Below are 16,824 nucleotides of genomic sequence, written 5' to 3'. Positions count from 1 at the left end.
GTTAGCTGACGGGTTCGGGCGTGGAAGTGCCCTACGGGGCGCTCGTGTTGAGCGCGCCGATTCACCCCAGAGAATTGGGTCCCCGGTTCCGCGTGATCGCGAATTCGGCGGCCGCGTCCCTCACGAATCTGAATGTCCGTGCTGGTGAGACGCGGTCTCGGCAAAACGAAGGGCGCTAACGCGGCATGAATCTTGCCTGGCGTACGCCCTGAGTCCTTAAACGTAAGCGAACGGCATAGAAAGATGCAAGCGAGGTTCGGGCGCCGGCAACAGGATCCCCTATGACATAGGCGATTGCGGGCAGAATTCTTTACCCAACTCCGGGCGGGGTTTACCAAACGCGCCGGCGGCTGCGACCTCCGTCCGACCGGCCGCAATAGCTTGCGATCAAGGTGACCCTGTGAGCACTGTGCGCCTCGTCCACGACTCGGGGAATGAGTTGCGCCTCGTTTGCGCTATCCATGGGGAGATATATACCTTTTGCGTAATCGCGGTATACGTCGTGGAGGGCTCTCGTCCGCGTCGTTGCCGTTTTGTTGACCGGATCGTGCGCGTCCCGAGGGGATCCCTGGGGATGACGTTCGGCCGCCGAATCCGCGCCTCGCGGAACCGGGGACCCATCCTTTCGGGGTGAATCGCACGCAACCCAGGCTGCGCGCGTAGGGCACTTCCACGCCCGAACCCGTCAGCTAACCCGGTAGGCGGTATGGAAGCAAGGAGTCAATGCCCCATGCTCAAGCCCCGGCTTGCCGCAGTCGTCCATTCCCTCAAGAACCGTCGCGACTTTCCCTCCAAGAAGCTCAGTCTCGCCCTCGGTGGCGTGATCCTGGCCGGAGCCACCGCCCTCACGGGCGTGGTCGGCACGGCAATCGCCTCATCCCCTGAGCACAGTCCTGTGCACGAGGCTCAGCCCGCGTCCGAATCGCTGGCCTTCGGCCTGGACATCTCCAACCACGAGCCGCTCTACGACTGGTCCGCGAGCTCGGCCCAGTTCGGCATCATCAAGGCCACCGAGGGCACGAGCTTCCGCGACGCCTCGTTCGCCAGGCACTGGCGCGAGCTCGACAAGAAGCAGATCGTGCGCGGCGCCTACCACTACGGGCACCCCGGCAACGACCCCATCGCCGAGGCGGAGCACTTCCTGTCCGTGGTGAACTCCCAGCCCGCCAAGCACGGCGACCTGCTGGTCCTGGACCTGGAGACCACCGACGGCGAGTCCGTCGACGAGGTCAACGCCTGGGCCAAGGCGTGGTTGTCGCACGTCAAGGCCAAGACCGGGATCAGCCCGATGTTCTACAGCGGCTGGAACTTCGCCGACACCTACGGCAAGGGCCTGGCCGAATACCCGCTGTGGGTCGCCCACTACAGCAAGCCCAAGGGTGCGGTCACCCCGCCCGCCGACTGGAAGTCGTGGACCATCCACCAGTACACCGACGTCCCCGTCGACGAGAACGTCTCCGCGCTGACCCCCGAGGAGTTGCGTGACCTGGGCCGCCCCGCCGCCTGACGCCCGCCTCCCGACCCAAAGCTCCTCGCGCCGCCTTCGGCTCAGGGACGGATGAGGACCTTCAGCGCCTCGCGGGCGGCCATCGCGCGATAGCCGTCCGCCACGTCCTCCAGGCCGATCGTGCGGTCGAAGACCCGGCCCGGGTCGATCGTCCCGTCCAGCACCTCGGGCAGCAGTTCCTCGATGTAGGCCCGGGCCGGGGCCACCCCGCCGGTGAGGGTGAGGTTGCGCAAGAATTCCGGAAATCCCATCGGCACCTCCTCGTACTGCGGCACACCGACCCGGCTCACCGCGCCGCCGGCGCGGGCCACGGCGAAGGCCGTCTCGATCGCCTCCTTGGTGCCGACACACTCCAGCACCGCCTGAGTGCCGTCGCCCCCGGTCAGCTCGCGTACCCGTTCGATGCCCTCACCGCCACGCTCGGAGACGAGGTCGGTGGCGCCGAACTCGCGCCCCAGAGCGGTGCGGGCCTTGTGCCGGCCCATGAGCACGATGCGCTCGGCGCCGAGCCGCCTGGCGGCGAGCACCGCGCACAGCCCGACCGCGCCGTCGCCGATCACCGTCACCGAGGTGTGCGGCCCGACCCCGGCCGTCACCGCGCAGTGGTGGCCGGTAGGGAACACGTCCGACAGGGCGAGCAGGGACGGCAGCAGCGGGGAGTCCTCCCCGACCGGCAGTTTGACCAGGGTCCCGTGGGCCTGCGGCACGCGTACCGCCTCGCCCTGGCCGCCGTCCACGCCGTCCGCCGCCCAGAAGCCGCCGTGCCGGCAGGACGTCTGCAGACCCTCGCGGCAGAAGTCGCAGGTGTTGTCCGACCACACGAACGGCGCCACCACCACGTCGCCGGTCTTCAGCCCCGTCACCTCCGCGCCGACGTCCTCCACCACGCCCAGGAACTCGTGGCCGATGCGTTCGCCCTGCTCGGTGGCGGGCCTCGCCCCGTACGGCCACAGGTCGCTGCCGCAGATGCACGAGCGCAGCACGCGGACCACGGCGTCCGTGGGTTGCCGGATCTCCGGGTCGGGGACATCCTCGACGCGCACGTCACGGGCACCGTAGATCAAGGTTGCTCGCATGAGGACCTTCCCATCGTGACTTCTCTCGTCGTCACAGGTACCCGGGGTCGGCCGCGATCGTGTGATCGGCGCGTCTGCTCCAGGTCCGTTGTCGTTAAAAATGCCCCGCATTGACATGCAAGTCGCTACTTGCCTATCGTGGGGTCCGTGGGCGACGTGTTCAAGGCCTTGGTCGACTCCACCCGGCGCAAGATCCTCGACGAGCTGACCGAGAAGGACGGGCAGACCTTGTTCGAAATCTGTACGCGCCTGGCGATGAAATACCAGCTCGGCTCCTCGCGGCAGGCGATCTCCCAGCACCTGGACGTATTGGAAGCCGCCGGCCTGGTGGAGACGCGCCGCGAAGGCCGCTACAAATTCCACTTCATCAATACGGCGCCGCTCGAACCTATCGTCGACCGATGGCTCAGGCGCGCCACAAAGGAGCCAGAATGAAGATCCACCTGTCCAGCGTGTTCGTGGACGATCAGGAACACGCCATGCGCTTCTACACCGACGTGCTGGGCTTCACGGTCAAGCACGACGTCCCGCTGGGTGAGGACCGCTGGCTGACCGTCGTGTCGCCGGACGACGTGGACGGCACCGAACTCGTTCTCGAGCCTTCCAGCCACCCCGCCGTGTCGCCCTTCAAGCAGGCACTGGTGGAGGACGGCATCCCGATGACCTCGTTCGCGGTGTCCGACGTGCATAAGGAGTACGAGCGGCTGAAGGGCCTCGGCGTGCGCTTCACGCAGGAACCGGTCGTCATGGGACCGGTCACCACGGCCGTCTTCGACGACACCTGCGGCAACCTCATCCAGATCGCCGCCCAGGGATAGCCGCCCGGCGGACCGGCGTGCTGCTTTATGCGCCGGTGGTGCTGCGGTAGCGTCTGCCCGCATGCGTGCCTTCGTCATCACAGGTCCAGGACGTGCGGAGGTCCAGGAGGTGGAGCCGCCCGCGCCGGGGCCCGGTGAGGTGGTGGTCGAGGTGGAGCGGGCCGGGGTGTGCGGCACCGACATGGAGTTCTTCTCGGGCGCGATGGCGTACCTGCGTACTGGCGAGGCCCGTTACCCGGTGCGGATCGGACACGAGTGGGCGGGCACCGTGCGGGAGGTCGGCGACGGCGTGGATCCCGCCTGGGCCGGGCGGCGGGTGACCGGCGACACCATGCTGGGGTGCGGCGAATGCGCGCGGTGCGTGGCGGGCCGCCAGCACTTGTGCGCCGACCGGTACGAGATCGGCGTGCGCAACGGCTGGCCTGGAGCGCTGGCCGAACGGCTTCCCGTGCCCGTCCGGGCGCTCCAGCCGCTGCCCGACCCGGTCGATCCGGTGCTCGGCGCTCTGGTGGAGCCGGGTGGAAACGCGTTAAGGGCGGTCCGCGCCGCCGCGGTGGCGCCCGGTGAGCGGCTGCTGGTCATCGGGCCGGGCACGATCGGGCTGCTGGCGGCCATGATCGCGGTGGCCCACGGGGTCGAGGTGCACCTGCTCGGGGTGAACGGGCGCTCCCTGGCGTTCGCCCGCTCGCTCGGCTTCACCCAGACCTGGACGACGCCGCCGGAGCCGCCATTGAGGTTCGACGCCGTGATCGACGCCTCGACGGGGTCCGGCTCTCCCGCGCTCGCGCTCGAGCTCGTGGAGCCGGGCCGCAACGTGGTCTTCATCGGCCTGTCGGCCGCGCCCAGCCTGGCCGACACGCGCCGCCTGGTGCTCAAGGACGTGACGGCGGTCGGCGTGCTCAGCGCCTCCGGCGGCCTCGCGGGGGCCATCGACCTGTACGCCTCCGGGCAGGTCGATCCGCGTCCCCTGGTCGCCGCCACCGTCCCGCTGGACGAGGCCGCCGCGGTCCTGTCGGGAGAACGGCGGCCCAGCTGGGGCGACGCTCCGAAGATCCTCATCGATCCCCGCCTGGGCTGACCGCCCGCAACACCCGATCGCACCGAGATGCCGTCACAGCCGGATCCGCCCGCAGAGATCCCCCGCCTGGGCTGACCGCGCATCCGAAAATCCGTCGCCCCGGATCTGCCCGCTGGTTAGCGTTTCCGGGTGGACATCTACCTGGAGACAGACCGGCTGATCCTGCGCCGCTTCACCGAGTCGGACGCCGACGACCTCTTCCACCTGCACAACGATCCCGACGTCATGCGATACCTCAACGGCGGCAAGCCGACGCCCCGCAAGGTGATCGTCGAGGAGACGCTGCCGAGGTTCATCGCCTCCGGCTTCTGGGCGGCGATCGAGAAGCCTTCGGGGGCGTTCCTCGGCTGGTTCCATTTGCGGGCGGCCAAGGGCAAGCCCGCCGACGAGCCGGAGCTCGGCTACCGGCTGCACAAGTCGGCCTGGGGGAAGGGCTACGCGACCGAGGGCTCGCTAGCACTGATCGACAAGGCGTTCGGCGAGCTGGGCGCGCGCCGCGTGTTCGCCCAGACGATGACGGTGAACCTGGGATCGCGGCGGGTCATGGAGAAGTCCGGGCTGAGGCACGTACGGACCTTCTTCATGGACTGGCCCGACCCCATCGACGGCACTGATCAGGGCGAGGTGGAGTACGAGCTGCTGCGGCCCGACTGGGAGGCCCGGCGGCGAATGTGAGCCGGGGATGGGCTACGTGACCGCGACCACCGCGTAACGTTCGTCTTCGATCTCCTTGCCCCACAACGCCGGGTCGGTGAGCACGTCGACGTGCAGGTCCGCGAGGTCCGCGACGGTCAGCCGCACCGCCGCCACCAGATCCCCCGCGCTCACCCCGCCATCCCACGGCATGCCCGCGCCCGAACCCCGCTCCGCTGTTAAGTCCTGATCTCTCCCCTCGCTGGACGTGCTCCAGCGTCCCTCCACGAGGACCAGCCGTCCGCCGGGACGCAGCAGAGCCGCCCAGCGGGTCAGGGCGGCCTCTGGCTCGGGAATGGTCCACAGCAGGTGCCGGGCCAGCACCACATCGAAGCGCTGCTCCCCCACAGGCGGCCGCGCGGCATCCCCGACCAGCACGACCGCGCCCGTGCCTGCCAGCTTCGCCCGCGCCCGCGCCACCATCCGGGGCGCCAGGTCTACCCCCGCGACCCGATGGCCGCGCTCGGCGAGCAGCAGCGACAGCGACCCCGTGCCGCACCCCAGGTCCAGCACGTCGGCCCGGCTCTCGGGCAGCCACGCGGCGAGCCGATCGGCCCAGGCCGCTCTGACTCTGGAGTCGCGCAACCCGTGGTCCGCTTCCTCGTCGAAGGAGTCGGCGGCAGCGTCCCAGTATGCGGCGATGCTCTGCATGACACCCATCGTGGCAGCGGCCACCGACATTTCACGGAGGCAGGCACCTGGTGTACTGGTCAGACCAGTCGCTAGGGTTGCCTGTCATGGGATATGACGCGCTGTTCCGCCTGGACGGGCGCCGGGCCGTGGTGATCGGGGCAGGAAGCGGGATCGGCAGGGAGGCGGCGCTGGCCATGGCGGCCCACGGGGCGTCGGTGGTGTGCGCCGACCGGGACCTGGCCGCGGCGGAGGAGACCGCCGCCGCGTGCGGGGGCACCGCCCGGCTGCTCGACGTGCTCGACGCCGGGGCCGTGGGCCGGGCCGCCGAAGAGGAGCCTGCCGACGTGCTGGTGTTCACCGCCGCCACGAACGTCCGCAAGCGGCTGCTCGACTACTCGGGCGAGGAGTTCGACCGGGTGGTGAGGCTGAACCTGCGGGCCTCGTTCGACGTGGTGCGGGCGTTCGGCGCGGGCATGGTGGAACGGGGGCGCGGGTCGATCATCGGGTTCGCGTCGATCCGGGCGAGCGTCACCGAGCCGGGGCAGAGCGTCTACTCGGCCACGAAGGCCGGCCTCGTGCAGTTGCTGCGGACGGCCGCCGCCGAGTTCGGACCGCACGGGGTGCGGGTGAACGCCATCGCGCCCGGCGTGGTCGAGACGCCGCTGACCCGCCAGATCAAGGACCACCCCGCCTGGTACGCCGCGTACGCCGCCAAGAGCGCGCTCGGCCGCTGGGCGTCCGCGGAGGAGATGGCCGGGGCGGTGGTCTACCTGGCGAGCGACGCCGCGAGCTTCGTGACGGGATCGGTGTTGTACGTGGACGGCGGCTGGACCGCCGTGGATGGCCGATTCGACCCGCCGAATTGAGGTGAATATCCCCGCCCTAATAGGGCAGCAGCCACGGGTCCGTCCCAAGAAAGGAGGGACCTGACCGATGAGTACAGCACGGAAATTAGCACCCGCGACCCTCGCGACCGTGCTGGCGTTGACCATCGCCCCGGCGGCGCAGGCCCAGACCACGGCGACCGCCGCTCCCAGCGCGGTCGATCAGGCCGGCTGGGTGCTGCATGCCTCCGCCCAGGACCGGGCGTATCTGAGGCAGGCGCACAGGGGCCACCTCGCCGAGATCGCGGCCGGCCGGGCCGCGTTGCGCGAGTCCCGCGACAGAGGCGTGCGCGCGATCGCCTGGCGGCTGATCCGTGATCATCGCCGGCTGGACGCGAGGCTGCGTTCGGTCGCTGACCGGCTGGACGTCCGCATCCCGGATGCCCCGAGCGCCGAGCAGCGGGCCGCCCTGCGCGCAGTGACCGCTAGGTCGGGTCATCGCTTCGACCGGGCCTGGCTGCGGCTGCAGGCCGACGCCCACTACCGGTCACTCCGGCTGGCTCAGGTGGAGCTTCGCCTGGGTCATTCCGAGTGGGTGAAGGACCTGGCGCGCGACAGCGCGCCGGTGATCCGGCACCACCTGCGGATGATCCGCGCCGAGCAGTGACTTGCTCGCCCGCCTGACGACCGGGTTCCCGTGCCGCTCAAGCGGCAGCTCGCGGCGCGTCACCCGCGCCGCGAGCTGTGGTATGGGACGACGTCGTCATCACAGGCTCCGGCCCCGAGCCCATCACGTCCTGGCTCGGCTGAGGGGCGGGCGGTGGGCCCAGGTGGCCCAGCGCCAGAGCCACTCGATGGGGCCCTGGCGGTAGCGGCGCAGCCAGAGGGTGGAGAACAGCCACTGGGCCGTGAGGATGGCTCCCGCGGCCAGGTACGCCGCCGCCAAGGACTGGCCGATCGGCAGGCCGAGGATGTGACTGGCCGCCAGGACCAGGAGTGTGGCGGTCAGATAATTGGTCAGTGCCATCCGGCCCAGTGGCGCGAAGACTGCCTGTAGCGCCGGTCGCAGCGGCGTTCTGAGCAGGACCAGCAGGGCACACACGTACACACCGGCGAGCAGCAGATCGGCCAGGCTGGACGTAAAGGACGGCTGCGTCGTGCCCGACCCGGTTTGCACGTCGGCCTGCACCCACAGGGCAGAGGCCGCGCCCGCCGCGAAGCCCAGGCCCAGCAGGACCGGCCCTCGGGTGGACCGCTCGATCTGCTCGATTACCCCGTATCGGACCAGTGCCGAGCCCAGCAGGAACAGCCCGGCAATCAGCAGGGGCCCGCCCCCGCCGATCAGCGCCGCCGGGACGAGCGCGGCGGCGAGGCCGGCCACGGCCCACCTCGGCAGCCAGGTCGAGGGCAGCAGCACCAGCATGCCGACGATGGCGTACTTGGTCAGGATTTCGCCCGGCCACAGCAGCACATGCACAAGGCCGATCGCGAGCAGCGCCAGAAGCCGGCGCAGCAGGACCAGCCGTGGGCGGGGGACGCGGTTGGCGGCGGAGTCCAGCAGCAGCGAGAACCCGATACCGAACAGCAGGGAGAAGATCGGGAGCCCGAGCCAGGGGTCCCAGTCGCCCATGGGCTGCGTCACGACAGCGGAGCCGTCGTTGGCTATCAGCTGGATGTTCGCGAGCAGGATCTCGCACAGCGTGAACCCGCGCAGCACGTCGAGCGCGATGATTCGGGGCCGACCGGAGGAGAGCGCAGGGGTCTGGGGCCGGCCGGACGCCGGCGCGGCGGTCTGCCGATCGGGGGAGGCGGTGGTGGGTCCGTCGTGCGGGAGATGGTGGCCGGGATGGCTGGCCGGGCCCTTGGGGTGCGGTTCTTGGGGGAGCTCTTCGCGTGGCATAGGGCCTCATCCTGCGGGGCCCGCCCAAGGGGTGGCACGGGTCGAAAGCAGGGTTCACGGCGTCCGAGATCATACTTTCGGCCGATCAAGACCCGATGCCCTGACCGGGAGCCGCAGGCGCTGCCGGTTTCGGCGAGCGCGCCGTCACGACGTTCGAATACCTGGAACGTGCCGACCTGGCTGCGCTGCTGGTGCCACACTGCGCGACCCGATCGTGCAGGCCATCCTCCTCCTGCAACTCGCCGAAAAGGGCCGTCATGCAGGATGAAAAGGGCTCGATGAGCAATGTGAAGCTTTTCGGCTGATGGGTTTTTGTGCCGAGAACTCATCAGCAAAAGAGTTATCCAGGCAGTCGCATTAGGAAATCGGGAAAAGATACAAGGGCGGATTCGGCTCCCAGCACAGGGTGCTGCCGCGATGGGTGTATCCGCCGGTCACTCGGGCAGTGGGGAAGTCGGTCGCGGGGATCGCACCAATACGCTCCGGGGGAGGGCGATATGGGTAGGAAAGAGAAGGCCAAGGGCAAGGTCGAGGAGACCAAGGGCCGGGCCAAGGAACGCGCCGGCGACATCACCGACAACGCGTCCCTGCAGGCCAAGGGGAAGGCCGAGAAGGCCAAGGCCAATCTCAGGCAGGCAAAGGAAAAGGTGAAGGACGTCTTCAAGAAGTAGCGGTTCCGCGACGCCGGACGGACAGCGGCGGAGGCCCATCAGGCGGGGCCTTCGCCACTGTCCGTCGTCACGCTCCGCGGCCCCGCTCGAATGCCTGGTGCAGCTCGCTGATCGAGGCCATCTCGGCGACGAATCCGAACCGTCCCTCCCGCATCTGCCGGGCGCCGTCCAAGAACGAGCGCAGCGCGAGCCGGGAGAGCGCGCCACCGACACTCACCCGCCGTACCCCGATCCCGGCGAGCCGCTCAAGCGTGATCGTGGGATCGGCGAAGCCCATCACGACGTTGACCGGCTTGCCGACGGAGGAGACGACGGCACGCATCTGGTCGAGCGTCCGCAGTCCCGGCGCGTACAGGACGTCCGCGCCGGCGGACTCGAACGCCTGGAGCCGTCTGATGGTGTCGTCGAGGCCGGCGACGCCGTACAGCAGGTTCTCGGCCCTGGCGGTCAGGACGAGCGGCACGGGCAGGGAGCGCGCCGCCTCGACGGCCGCGTGCACGCGCTCGACGGCGAGCCCGAAGTCGTAGATCGGCGCTCTGGGGTCGCCCGACGCGTCCTCGATGGACGCCCCGACCACGCCGGACGCGCACGCATCCTGGATCATCTTGGCCGCCTCCGCGGGCTCGTCGGCGTAGCCGTTCTCGAGGTCGGCGTTGACGGGCAGCGGCGTCGCCTCACTGATGACGCGGCAGTTGTCGAGGATGTCCCGCCGGCCGGCCCGCGCGCGGCCCATCGTGTTCGCCACTCCGAGGCTCGTGGTGGCGAGGGCCTCGAAGCCGAGGCCGGCCAGCAGCCGCGCCGTTCCCGCGTCCCAGGGATTGGGGAGCAGGAAGGGCTCCGATCGTTCGTGAAGGGCACGGAAACGCGTCGCCCTGGCCATCTGATCGGTGGTCATTGGTGCACTCCCCTCATGAACTGGTCGGGTACGAGCGTCACCTCTCGCCTATCAATCAGTCAAATGCATAGAAATGATGCTGTTTATCAGGAATGCTGATGGGTGTGACGGTCGAGGAGATCGAGGCGTTCGTCTGCATCGCCCGGACAGGCGGGTTCACGGAGGCGTCCAAGAGGCTCAACCGGTCCCAGCCCGCCATCAGCCGCCGGATCCGGGAGCTGGAGCGGTCGCTGGGCGGCGCGGCGCTGTTCGAGCGGACCGGGCGGCGGGTGTCGCTCACCGAGGCGGGCAGGGCGCTTCTGCCTTACGCGGAGGCCGTGCTCGCGACGATCCGTGACGGCGAGCGAGCCGTACGGGACGTGGCGCAGGAACCCGCGGGCGCGCGGACGCTCAGTCTGGCCATCGTCGGCACCCTGGCCGACTCGCACATTGTCGACGCACTGCGCACGTTCGAGGCGGAGTTCCCCGAGGTCTCCGTCGAGCTGCGCACCGCGACGAGCCGCGAGGTGAGCGCACTCGTCCGCGGCGGCGAGGCATCTCTGGGCCTTCGCTACTTCCCCGACGCCGACCCGCAGCTGGAGTCGATCCCGCTCGGCGTGGAGAAGCTCCTGGTCGTGGTGCCCGCGTCGCACCCGGTCACCGCCTCCAGCGTGCCGGACCTGCGAGCGCTGCGGAAGGAGCGGTGGCTCGGCTTCTCCCCCGAGCGGGGCCAGCCCGATTCCTTCGGCCACCTACTCGAACGCCAGTTGACGACGTCCGGGCTGACGGAATCCCCGATCACCAGAATCGACAGCCTCACCGCGCAGAAGAGACTGGTGGAGGCAGGTTTCGGCGTCACCCTAATGCCCATCAGCAGTGTCCGGGAGGAGTTGCGCATCGGCAGCCTGCGGGCGATCGAGGTCGCGAACATGGACGCGGGCCTGCCCGTGGTCGTCGTCCGCAGGCGGCGCGGCTACCAGAGCCGACCCGCGACGGCCTTCATCGAGGTGCTGAAGGAGCACACGCCCGGGCTGCTCGGCTAGCCCTGTTTGCGCACGTCACCACGGTCGGCCTGCGCTCCGTCGCCACCCTCCGCAATTCGGCGGAGGTCCATCGGAGAGGAGGTCTCTCGAAGAGGGCCGGCCCGAGACGCTAGGCCGGATGATGGCCATCCTGGTGACGGTGAACTCCTCGATGGCGAAGCGCGGCCCTTCCCGGCCGATGCCGGAGTCCTTGACGCCGCCGTACGGCATGTTGTCGGCCCGGAATCCCGGCACGTCGTTGACCACCACTCCCCCGGCCTCGAGGCGCTCGATCGCCGCGAACGCCGTGGCCAGCGACCGGGTGAAGACCGCCGCGTGCAGGCCGTACCGCGAGGCGTTGACCGCCGTGAACGCGGCCTCCAGGTTGGGCACCGCGCGTACGCACACCACGGGGCCGAAGATCTCCTCGTCCCAGGCGGCGGCCCCGTCGGGGACGCCGGCGAGCACGGTCGGCGCGATGGTCCGGCCGTCGCGGACCCCGCCCGTGATCGGCTCGGCCCCGGAGGCGGCGATCCACTCCAGGACCCGGTCCGTCGCGGCCTCGTCGATGAGCGGGGCCACCCGGGTCTCGAGCAGGCGCGGGTCGCCGACCGCGACGGTCTTGACGCGGTCGGCCAGCAGGGATAGGAACTCCTCGCGTACCGGCTCCTCCACCAGAACCCGCTGGACCGAGATGCACGCCTGGCCGGAGGCGTAGTAGCCGCCACGGACGACCGCGTCGGCGGCGGCCTCGAGGTCGGCGTCGGCGGCCACGATGAGCGCGGCGTTCGAGCCGAGCTCCAGCAGGACCTTGGTGGGGGCCGCGCCTCGGGCGATGGCGTGGCCGGCGGCTGCCGAGCCGGTGAACGAGACCGCGCCGATCCGCCGGTCCTCCACGAGCGTGCGGCCGACCTCGACGTCGCCGGTGACCAGCTGCACGGCCGCGGCGGGCAGGGCGCCGGTGGAGCGGAGGAGGTGGACCAGCCAGAGCGTGGCCAGCGGGGTGGCCGGGGCGGGCTTGACGATCACGGGGCAGCCGGCCGCCACCGCGGGGGCGATCTTGTGGGCGGCGAGGAGCAGCGGGTAGTTGAAGCCCGTGATGCCGACGACGACGCCGATGGGGCGGCGCGTCCAGAAGCCGATCAGGCCCTCTCCGGACGGCAGGAGGTCGAGCGGCACGGTCTCGCCGTGCAGCCTGGCGACTTCCTCGGCAGCGGTGGCGAGCGTGAGAAGCGTCCTGGCCACCTCGACCTTGCAGTCCACCAGCGGCTTGCCGGTCTCCATGACGAGCAGGCGTTCGAACGCGTCGCGGTCGGCTTCGAGGGCGTCGTGGGCCTTCATGAGGGCGGCGCGGCGGGCGTGCGAGGGGAGGGAGGCCATGGCGGGGGCGACGGCCAGGGCCTCCTCGACGGCTCGGGCGGCGTGGGCGGGAGTGCCCAGGGGGGCCGCGGCCACGACAGAGCCGTCGTACGGGAAGATCACGTCCGAGGTTCGGCCGGTTTGCACCCACCCGTCGCCGATGGGCAGGCCGTCCGGCCAGGTGGTGTCGGTGGTCATGAGATTCCCCCTGTGGTGGCTGCTGCGCTCGGGAACACGTCGAGGTACGCGGGCGCGCCCTCGCGGCCGGTCGCGGCGAGGACGGCGTGGGCGACGGCGCGGCTGAAGACGTCCGCCGCGGCCGCCAGCATGTCCTGGAACTCGTCCTGGGCGGGAGCGGGGGCGGCGCACGTGGCCATGGCGAAGATCGTGTCGCCGTCGGTCATGGTGTGGGCCGGTCGGATGGCCCTGGCCAGGCCGTCGTGGGCCACCGCGGCTAGTTTGCCGCACTGGGCCTTGGTGAGAGTGCGGTCGGTGGCCACCACGCCGATGGTGGTGTTGAAGGACGGTGCTTTCCGGGGGTTCCAGGCCTGGACGTCGTGCGGGGCCGGGGGGCGGAGGTGGTCGAACTCACCGGGGAGCCCGTACCGGGTGCCGGCCAAGGTGCCGTCGGCGGGATCCAGGACGGAGCCGACGGGGTTGGCGACCGCCAGGGCGGCGACGGTGGTGCCGTCGGGGAGTATGACGCTGGCCGTGCCGACCCCTCCGGCCAGGCCGCCCGCCATCGCCCCGGTCCCTGCACCGATCGACCCGCTCGCCGTCGGGGGTGCCGTCCCGAGGGCGGGTACGGCTGTGGGGCGCGCCGCGGCTTCCCCACTGACCGGGGTTGCGGTCCCTCCGGAGGAGGAGGTGCCGGGGCCGCCGCCCAACGCGACCGGGGTTGCGGTCCCTTGGGAGGGAGAGGCGTGGGTGGCGGCGTCGTGGGCGGCGGTGCCGAGCAAGGCGTCGGGGACGGCGCGGAAGGCGCCGCCGCGGCCGAGGTCGAAGATGACGGCCGCCGGGACGATCGGCACCACGCCGCCGCTCACCGGGTAGCCGATGCCCGCGTCCGCCAGCCGTTCCACCACCCCGCAAGCCGCCGCCAGCCCGTACGCGCTCCCGCCCGTCAGCACCACGGCGTGCACGCGTTCGACCAGGTTGCGCGGGTCGAGCAGCTCGGTCTCCCGCGTCCCCGGCGCGGCCCCGCGCACGTCCACTCCCGCCACGGCGCCCTCGGCGGGGGCCAGGACCACGGTGGTGCCGGTACGGTAGCCGCCCCCCACTCGGTGGGCGTGGCCTACACGCAGTCCCGCCACGTCCACCAGCGAATTAGTAGGACCAGGCCGCATCACAGGTCACCGGTCAGGAAGCGGCGGGCGGCCTCGGCGAACACCCGGGTGCACCGGACGATCTCCTCAACCTCCACGTACTCGTCCGCCTGGTGCGCGATCCACTTCCCGCCGGGCCCGTACACGACGGACGGGATCCCGCCCCAGTGCGTCAGCACGGTCCCGTCGGTCGATCCGGGCACCCCGCCGTAAACGGGCTCCTCACCGGTGACGGTGCGGTGGGCGGCGGCCAGCGCGGCCACCACGGGGTCGGACACGGGCACGTCCACCGGCGGCCGGTCCACCAGCACCGACACCTCGGCCCCGATCCCGTCGCAGGAGGCCAGGGCGGCCACCTGGTCGGCGATCTCCTTGTGCTCCACACCTGGGATCGTCCGCACGTCCACGAACACCGACGCCGTCGCGGGGATGACGTTGACCTGCTCCTCGGAGCCGGCCTGGAGCACGGTCGGCGTCACGTACACCTCGCCGAGGTGCTCGTGCACCGGATGCCGGCCCTGCAGCTCCTCCTGCAGCGCCCGCAGCCCGACCAGCAGCGGGCCGATCGCCTGGATGGGGTTGCGGCCGTGCTGCGGCATCGCGCCGTGCGCCATCTTGCCTGCGAGGTCCACGCGCAGCCGTAGCGCGCCCTTGGCGACCGCGCAGATCTCGCCCGCCTCGGGCTCGGCCACGATCGCGCCGTCCACGCCGGCCGCCAGCCCTTCGGAGACGAAGTGGTGCGCGCCGATCATGAGGCCTTCCTCGTCGGCCAGCGCGCACACCTTGATCCGCCCGGGGAACGGCCCGGCCAGTTGCAGGGCGCGGGTGGCGTACAGGGTGGCGGCCAGGCCGGATTTCATGTCGGCGCTGCCGCGTCCCCACAGCCGGCCGTCGCGGATCTCCCCGCCGAACGGGTCCACCGTCCACGTCGACAGGTCGCCTTCGGTGACCACGTCCGTGTGGCCCTCGAACATCAGCGTCGGCCCGTCACCGCCGCCGCCCTCGACGACGGCGACCACGTTGGGCCGGCCGGGCGCCACCTCGTACACGGTGGGCTCCCAGCCCCACTCCCGCATGCGGGCCGCCACGAGCTCGGCGGCCTCCTGCTCGCGCCGTCCGGGGTCGTTGGTGCTGGGGATGCGCACCAGCGCCTGGGTGAACGCCACCACTCCATCGGCATCGACGTCGATCAAAGCAATCCCTCCAGAGTCGGTACGGCCTGCAGCAACGTACGCGTGTAGGGGTGGGCGGGCGCCGCCCACACGTCGTCCACGGGCCCGGTCTCGACGATCTCGCCCTGGCTCATGACCGCGACCGTCTCGCACACGTGCCTGACCACGGACAGGTCGTGCGAGACGAACACGAGCGTGAGCCCGAGCTCGTCGACGAGGTCGGCCAGCAGGTTGAGTATCTGCCCGCGGACGGAAACGTCCAGAGCGCTGACGGGTTCGTCGGCGACGAGCACCGCCGGGCGGGGCGCGAGCGCGCGGGCGATGGCGATGCGTTGCCGCTGCCCACCGGAGAACTGGTGCGGGTAGCGGTCGGCGGCGGCCGCCGGCAGGCCGACCTCGTCGAGCAGTTCGGCGACCCGGTTGCCGACGGGCAGGCCGAGGGCGACGAGCGGCTCGGCGACGAGGTCGCGCACCCGCATGCGGGGGTCGAGCGAGCTCATCGGGTCCTGGAAGACGATCTGGAGGTTCTCGCGCAGGAACCGCAGGCTCCGCTCGGGCCGGCCGGTGATCTCCCGGCCGTCGAACGTGATGGTGCCGCTGGTGGGCTGGTCGAGCGCGCAGAGCAGGCGCAGCAGGGTGGACTTGCCGGAGCCGGACTCGCCGACGATGCCGTACCGCTCGCCCCTGCCGATGGTCAGCGACACGTCGTTCAGCGCGTGCACGGCGGCACCGGGCTTGGTGAGCGAGGTGCGGGGGCGGCGGTAGACGCGGGTCAGGTTGCGAGCGTCAATCAGCGGGGTGCCAGCATGCGTGGGCATGGCCGTCTCCTGTCAGCGCCGGTGCCGTCTCACAGTCGGGGGTGACGTGCGGGCAGCGGTTCCCGAACACGCAGCCGCCGGGGAAGTGCCCGGCCGCCGGGACGCTGCCCTGGATGGTGGGCAGGCGGGTGCCGCGCGGGGTGAGCTTCGAGGCGGCCAGCAAGCCCTCGGTGTAGCGGTGGCGGGGCCGGGTGAAGACCTCGCGGATGGGGCCGCTCTCGACGACGCGCCCGCCGTACATGACCAGGACCCGCTCGCAGACCGAGGCGACGACGGCGAGGTCGTGGGTGATGAACAGCAGCGCGGGCGCGACCTCGGCGATCAGGTCGAGCATCTGCTTCTGCACGGTGACGTCGAGCGCGGTGGTGGGCTCGTCGCAGATGAGCAGCTGAGGCTCGTTGGCCAGGGCGATGGCGAGCATGACACGCTGCCGCTGACCGCCGGACAGCTGGTGCGGGTACGCGCGCGCGATCTGCCGGGGTTCGGGCAGGCGGACCCGTTCGAGCAGTTCGTACGCCCGGGCGTAGGCCTGCGGGCGTGGGGTGCCGTGCAAGGTCATGACCTCGGCGACCTGGGCGCCGATCCGCATGAGCGGATTGAGCGCGGTCATCGGCTCCTGGAAGACCATGGACAGGTCCCGGCCGCGCAGCCGCTTCAGCCGCTTCTCGGGCACGCCGACCAGGTCGCGGCCGTCCAGCGCGGCCCGCCCTGAGGCCGCGACGCCCTCGGGGAGCAGCCCCATGAGCGACAGCGCGGTCAGCGACTTGCCGGATCCTGACTCGCCGATGAGCCCGACCCGCTCGCCGGGCCCGATCTCGAACGACACGTCGCGCACGAGCTCGACCGCGTCCGCCCGCACGGAGAGTCCCTCAACCTTCAGCACGGATCCTCCTGAGCTTGGGGTCGAGGTAGTCGCGCAGCCCGTCGCCGAGGAGGTTGAAGCCGAGCACCGCGAGGGCGATCGCGAACCCGGGCCAGAGCGCCAGGCGCGGGGTGGAGAACAACAGCTCCTGCGACTCCTGCAGCATCCGCCCCCACGACGGGGTGGGCGGGC

Annotated in this window: 18 protein-coding genes, 1 pseudogene and 2 riboswitches; of the genes and pseudogenes, 9 read left to right on the top strand and 10 right to left on the bottom strand. The window is 70.9% G+C overall.

The genetic code is table 11. From position 1 onward, the window contains the following. Positions 1–120: riboswitch (cyclic di-AMP (ydaO/yuaA leader) on the bottom strand. This riboswitch is flagged as partial in the annotation. A 456-nt stretch (positions 121–576) separates the two neighbouring features. Continuing rightward, positions 577–719: riboswitch (cyclic di-AMP (ydaO/yuaA leader) on the top strand. An 11-nt stretch (positions 720–730) separates the two neighbouring features. Then, the gene (locus tag ACTWPT_RS58680) at positions 731–1,507 is read left to right on the top strand and encodes a glycoside hydrolase family 25 protein (protein WP_443186245.1); all 777 of its coding nucleotides are present in this window, start codon (positions 731–733) and stop codon (positions 1,505–1,507) included. 41 nt (positions 1,508–1,548) lie between these two features. On the opposite strand, the gene ACTWPT_RS58675 is transcribed toward ACTWPT_RS58680, so the two are convergent. Next, positions 1,549–2,583 (bottom strand): zinc-binding dehydrogenase, encoded by a 1,035-nt coding sequence (locus tag ACTWPT_RS58675; protein ID WP_443186244.1) that lies wholly within the window; start codon positions 2,581–2,583, stop codon positions 1,549–1,551. 147 nt (positions 2,584–2,730) lie between these two features. On the opposite strand from ACTWPT_RS58675, the gene ACTWPT_RS58670 reads away from it, so the two are divergent. From ACTWPT_RS58670 to ACTWPT_RS58655, 4 genes are all read left to right on the top strand, one after another. After that, positions 2,731–3,018, top strand: a complete 288-nt coding sequence (locus ACTWPT_RS58670; RefSeq protein WP_443186243.1) for an ArsR/SmtB family transcription factor — start codon at positions 2,731–2,733, stop codon at positions 3,016–3,018. Then, positions 3,015–3,401 carry a VOC family protein gene (locus ACTWPT_RS58665; protein ID WP_443186242.1) on the top strand — a complete coding sequence of 129 codons (387 nt, stop codon included), beginning with the start codon at positions 3,015–3,017 and terminating at the stop codon, positions 3,399–3,401. The genes ACTWPT_RS58670 and ACTWPT_RS58665 overlap by 4 nt, the downstream gene beginning before the upstream one ends. A gap of 61 nt (positions 3,402–3,462) precedes the next feature. Next, positions 3,463–4,479, top strand: coding sequence for a zinc-dependent alcohol dehydrogenase (locus ACTWPT_RS58660; RefSeq protein ID WP_443186241.1), 1,017 nt, complete (start codon positions 3,463–3,465; stop codon positions 4,477–4,479). 129 nt (positions 4,480–4,608) lie between these two features. Then, positions 4,609–5,154, top strand: a complete 546-nt coding sequence (locus tag ACTWPT_RS58655) for a GNAT family N-acetyltransferase (protein ID WP_443186240.1) — start codon at positions 4,609–4,611, stop codon at positions 5,152–5,154. Positions 5,155–5,166: 12 nt separating this feature from the next. On the opposite strand, the gene ACTWPT_RS58650 is transcribed toward ACTWPT_RS58655, so the two are convergent. After that, on the bottom strand, positions 5,167–5,823 hold the full coding sequence (locus tag ACTWPT_RS58650) for a class I SAM-dependent methyltransferase (protein WP_443186239.1): 657 nt from the start codon (positions 5,821–5,823) through the stop codon (positions 5,167–5,169). A gap of 86 nt (positions 5,824–5,909) precedes the next feature. On the opposite strand from ACTWPT_RS58650, the gene ACTWPT_RS58645 reads away from it, so the two are divergent. Together ACTWPT_RS58645 and ACTWPT_RS58640 are read left to right on the top strand one after the other, a co-directional pair. Continuing rightward, positions 5,910–6,671 carry an SDR family NAD(P)-dependent oxidoreductase gene (locus ACTWPT_RS58645; protein WP_443186238.1) on the top strand — a complete coding sequence of 254 codons (762 nt, stop codon included), beginning with the start codon at positions 5,910–5,912 and terminating at the stop codon, positions 6,669–6,671. Between the two features lie 67 nt (positions 6,672–6,738). Beyond that, the gene (locus tag ACTWPT_RS58640) at positions 6,739–7,296 is read left to right on the top strand and encodes a DUF4142 domain-containing protein (RefSeq protein ID WP_443186237.1); all 558 of its coding nucleotides are present in this window, start codon (positions 6,739–6,741) and stop codon (positions 7,294–7,296) included. 123 nt (positions 7,297–7,419) lie between these two features. On the opposite strand, the gene ACTWPT_RS58635 is transcribed toward ACTWPT_RS58640, so the two are convergent. Continuing rightward, a complete protein-coding gene (locus ACTWPT_RS58635; protein ID WP_443186236.1) occupies positions 7,420–8,529 on the bottom strand; it encodes a DUF418 domain-containing protein in 1,110 nt (369 codons plus the stop codon). A gap of 497 nt (positions 8,530–9,026) precedes the next feature. On the opposite strand from ACTWPT_RS58635, the gene ACTWPT_RS58630 reads away from it, so the two are divergent. Beyond that, the gene (locus ACTWPT_RS58630; RefSeq protein ID WP_443186235.1) at positions 9,027–9,200 is read left to right on the top strand and encodes a CsbD family protein; all 174 of its coding nucleotides are present in this window, start codon (positions 9,027–9,029) and stop codon (positions 9,198–9,200) included. A gap of 67 nt (positions 9,201–9,267) precedes the next feature. Here ACTWPT_RS58630 and ACTWPT_RS58625 read toward each other — a convergent pair whose 3' ends face one another. After that, positions 9,268–10,095 carry an isocitrate lyase/PEP mutase family protein gene (locus ACTWPT_RS58625; RefSeq protein ID WP_443186234.1) on the bottom strand — a complete coding sequence of 276 codons (828 nt, stop codon included), beginning with the start codon at positions 10,093–10,095 and terminating at the stop codon, positions 9,268–9,270. Between the two features lie 98 nt (positions 10,096–10,193). On the opposite strand from ACTWPT_RS58625, the gene ACTWPT_RS58620 reads away from it, so the two are divergent. After that, the gene (locus ACTWPT_RS58620; protein ID WP_443186233.1) at positions 10,194–11,117 is read left to right on the top strand and encodes a LysR family transcriptional regulator; all 924 of its coding nucleotides are present in this window, start codon (positions 10,194–10,196) and stop codon (positions 11,115–11,117) included. A 15-nt stretch (positions 11,118–11,132) separates the two neighbouring features. Here ACTWPT_RS58620 and ACTWPT_RS58615 read toward each other — a convergent pair whose 3' ends face one another. The 6 genes and pseudogenes from ACTWPT_RS58615 to ACTWPT_RS58590 form a co-directional block, all read right to left on the bottom strand. After that, positions 11,133–12,653 (bottom strand): aldehyde dehydrogenase family protein, encoded by a 1,521-nt coding sequence (locus ACTWPT_RS58615; RefSeq protein ID WP_443186232.1) that lies wholly within the window; start codon positions 12,651–12,653, stop codon positions 11,133–11,135. Then, positions 12,650–13,774, bottom strand: coding sequence for a P1 family peptidase (locus ACTWPT_RS58610; RefSeq protein WP_443186231.1), 1,125 nt, complete (start codon positions 13,772–13,774; stop codon positions 12,650–12,652). Before ACTWPT_RS58610 ends, ACTWPT_RS58615 begins: the two co-directional genes overlap by 4 nt. A gap of 26 nt (positions 13,775–13,800) precedes the next feature. Further along, a complete protein-coding gene (locus tag ACTWPT_RS58605; RefSeq protein WP_443186230.1) occupies positions 13,801–14,973 on the bottom strand; it encodes a M20 family metallopeptidase in 1,173 nt (390 codons plus the stop codon). Continuing rightward, positions 14,970–15,770: an ATP-binding cassette domain-containing protein gene (locus ACTWPT_RS58600; protein WP_443186229.1), complete on the bottom strand. Its 801-nt coding sequence runs from the start codon at positions 15,768–15,770 to the stop codon at positions 14,970–14,972. The genes ACTWPT_RS58605 and ACTWPT_RS58600 overlap by 4 nt, the downstream gene beginning before the upstream one ends. Continuing rightward, on the bottom strand, positions 15,739–16,653 hold the full coding sequence (locus ACTWPT_RS58595) for an ABC transporter ATP-binding protein (RefSeq protein WP_443186228.1): 915 nt from the start codon (positions 16,651–16,653) through the stop codon (positions 15,739–15,741). The genes ACTWPT_RS58600 and ACTWPT_RS58595 overlap by 32 nt, the downstream gene beginning before the upstream one ends. Further along, positions 16,640–16,824 (bottom strand): annotated as a pseudogene (locus ACTWPT_RS58590) (ABC transporter permease); the annotation flags it as partial. The pseudogene ACTWPT_RS58590 and the gene ACTWPT_RS58595, both read right to left, overlap by 14 nt.

Origin of the sequence: Nonomuraea sp. 3N208, from assembly GCF_052245935.1 — a bacterium.
Classification (GTDB): Bacteria; Actinomycetota; Actinomycetes; order Streptosporangiales; family Streptosporangiaceae; genus Nonomuraea.
The sequence above is the reverse complement of the archived record's forward strand: the minus strand, read 5'-3'. Positions and strand labels throughout refer to the sequence as shown.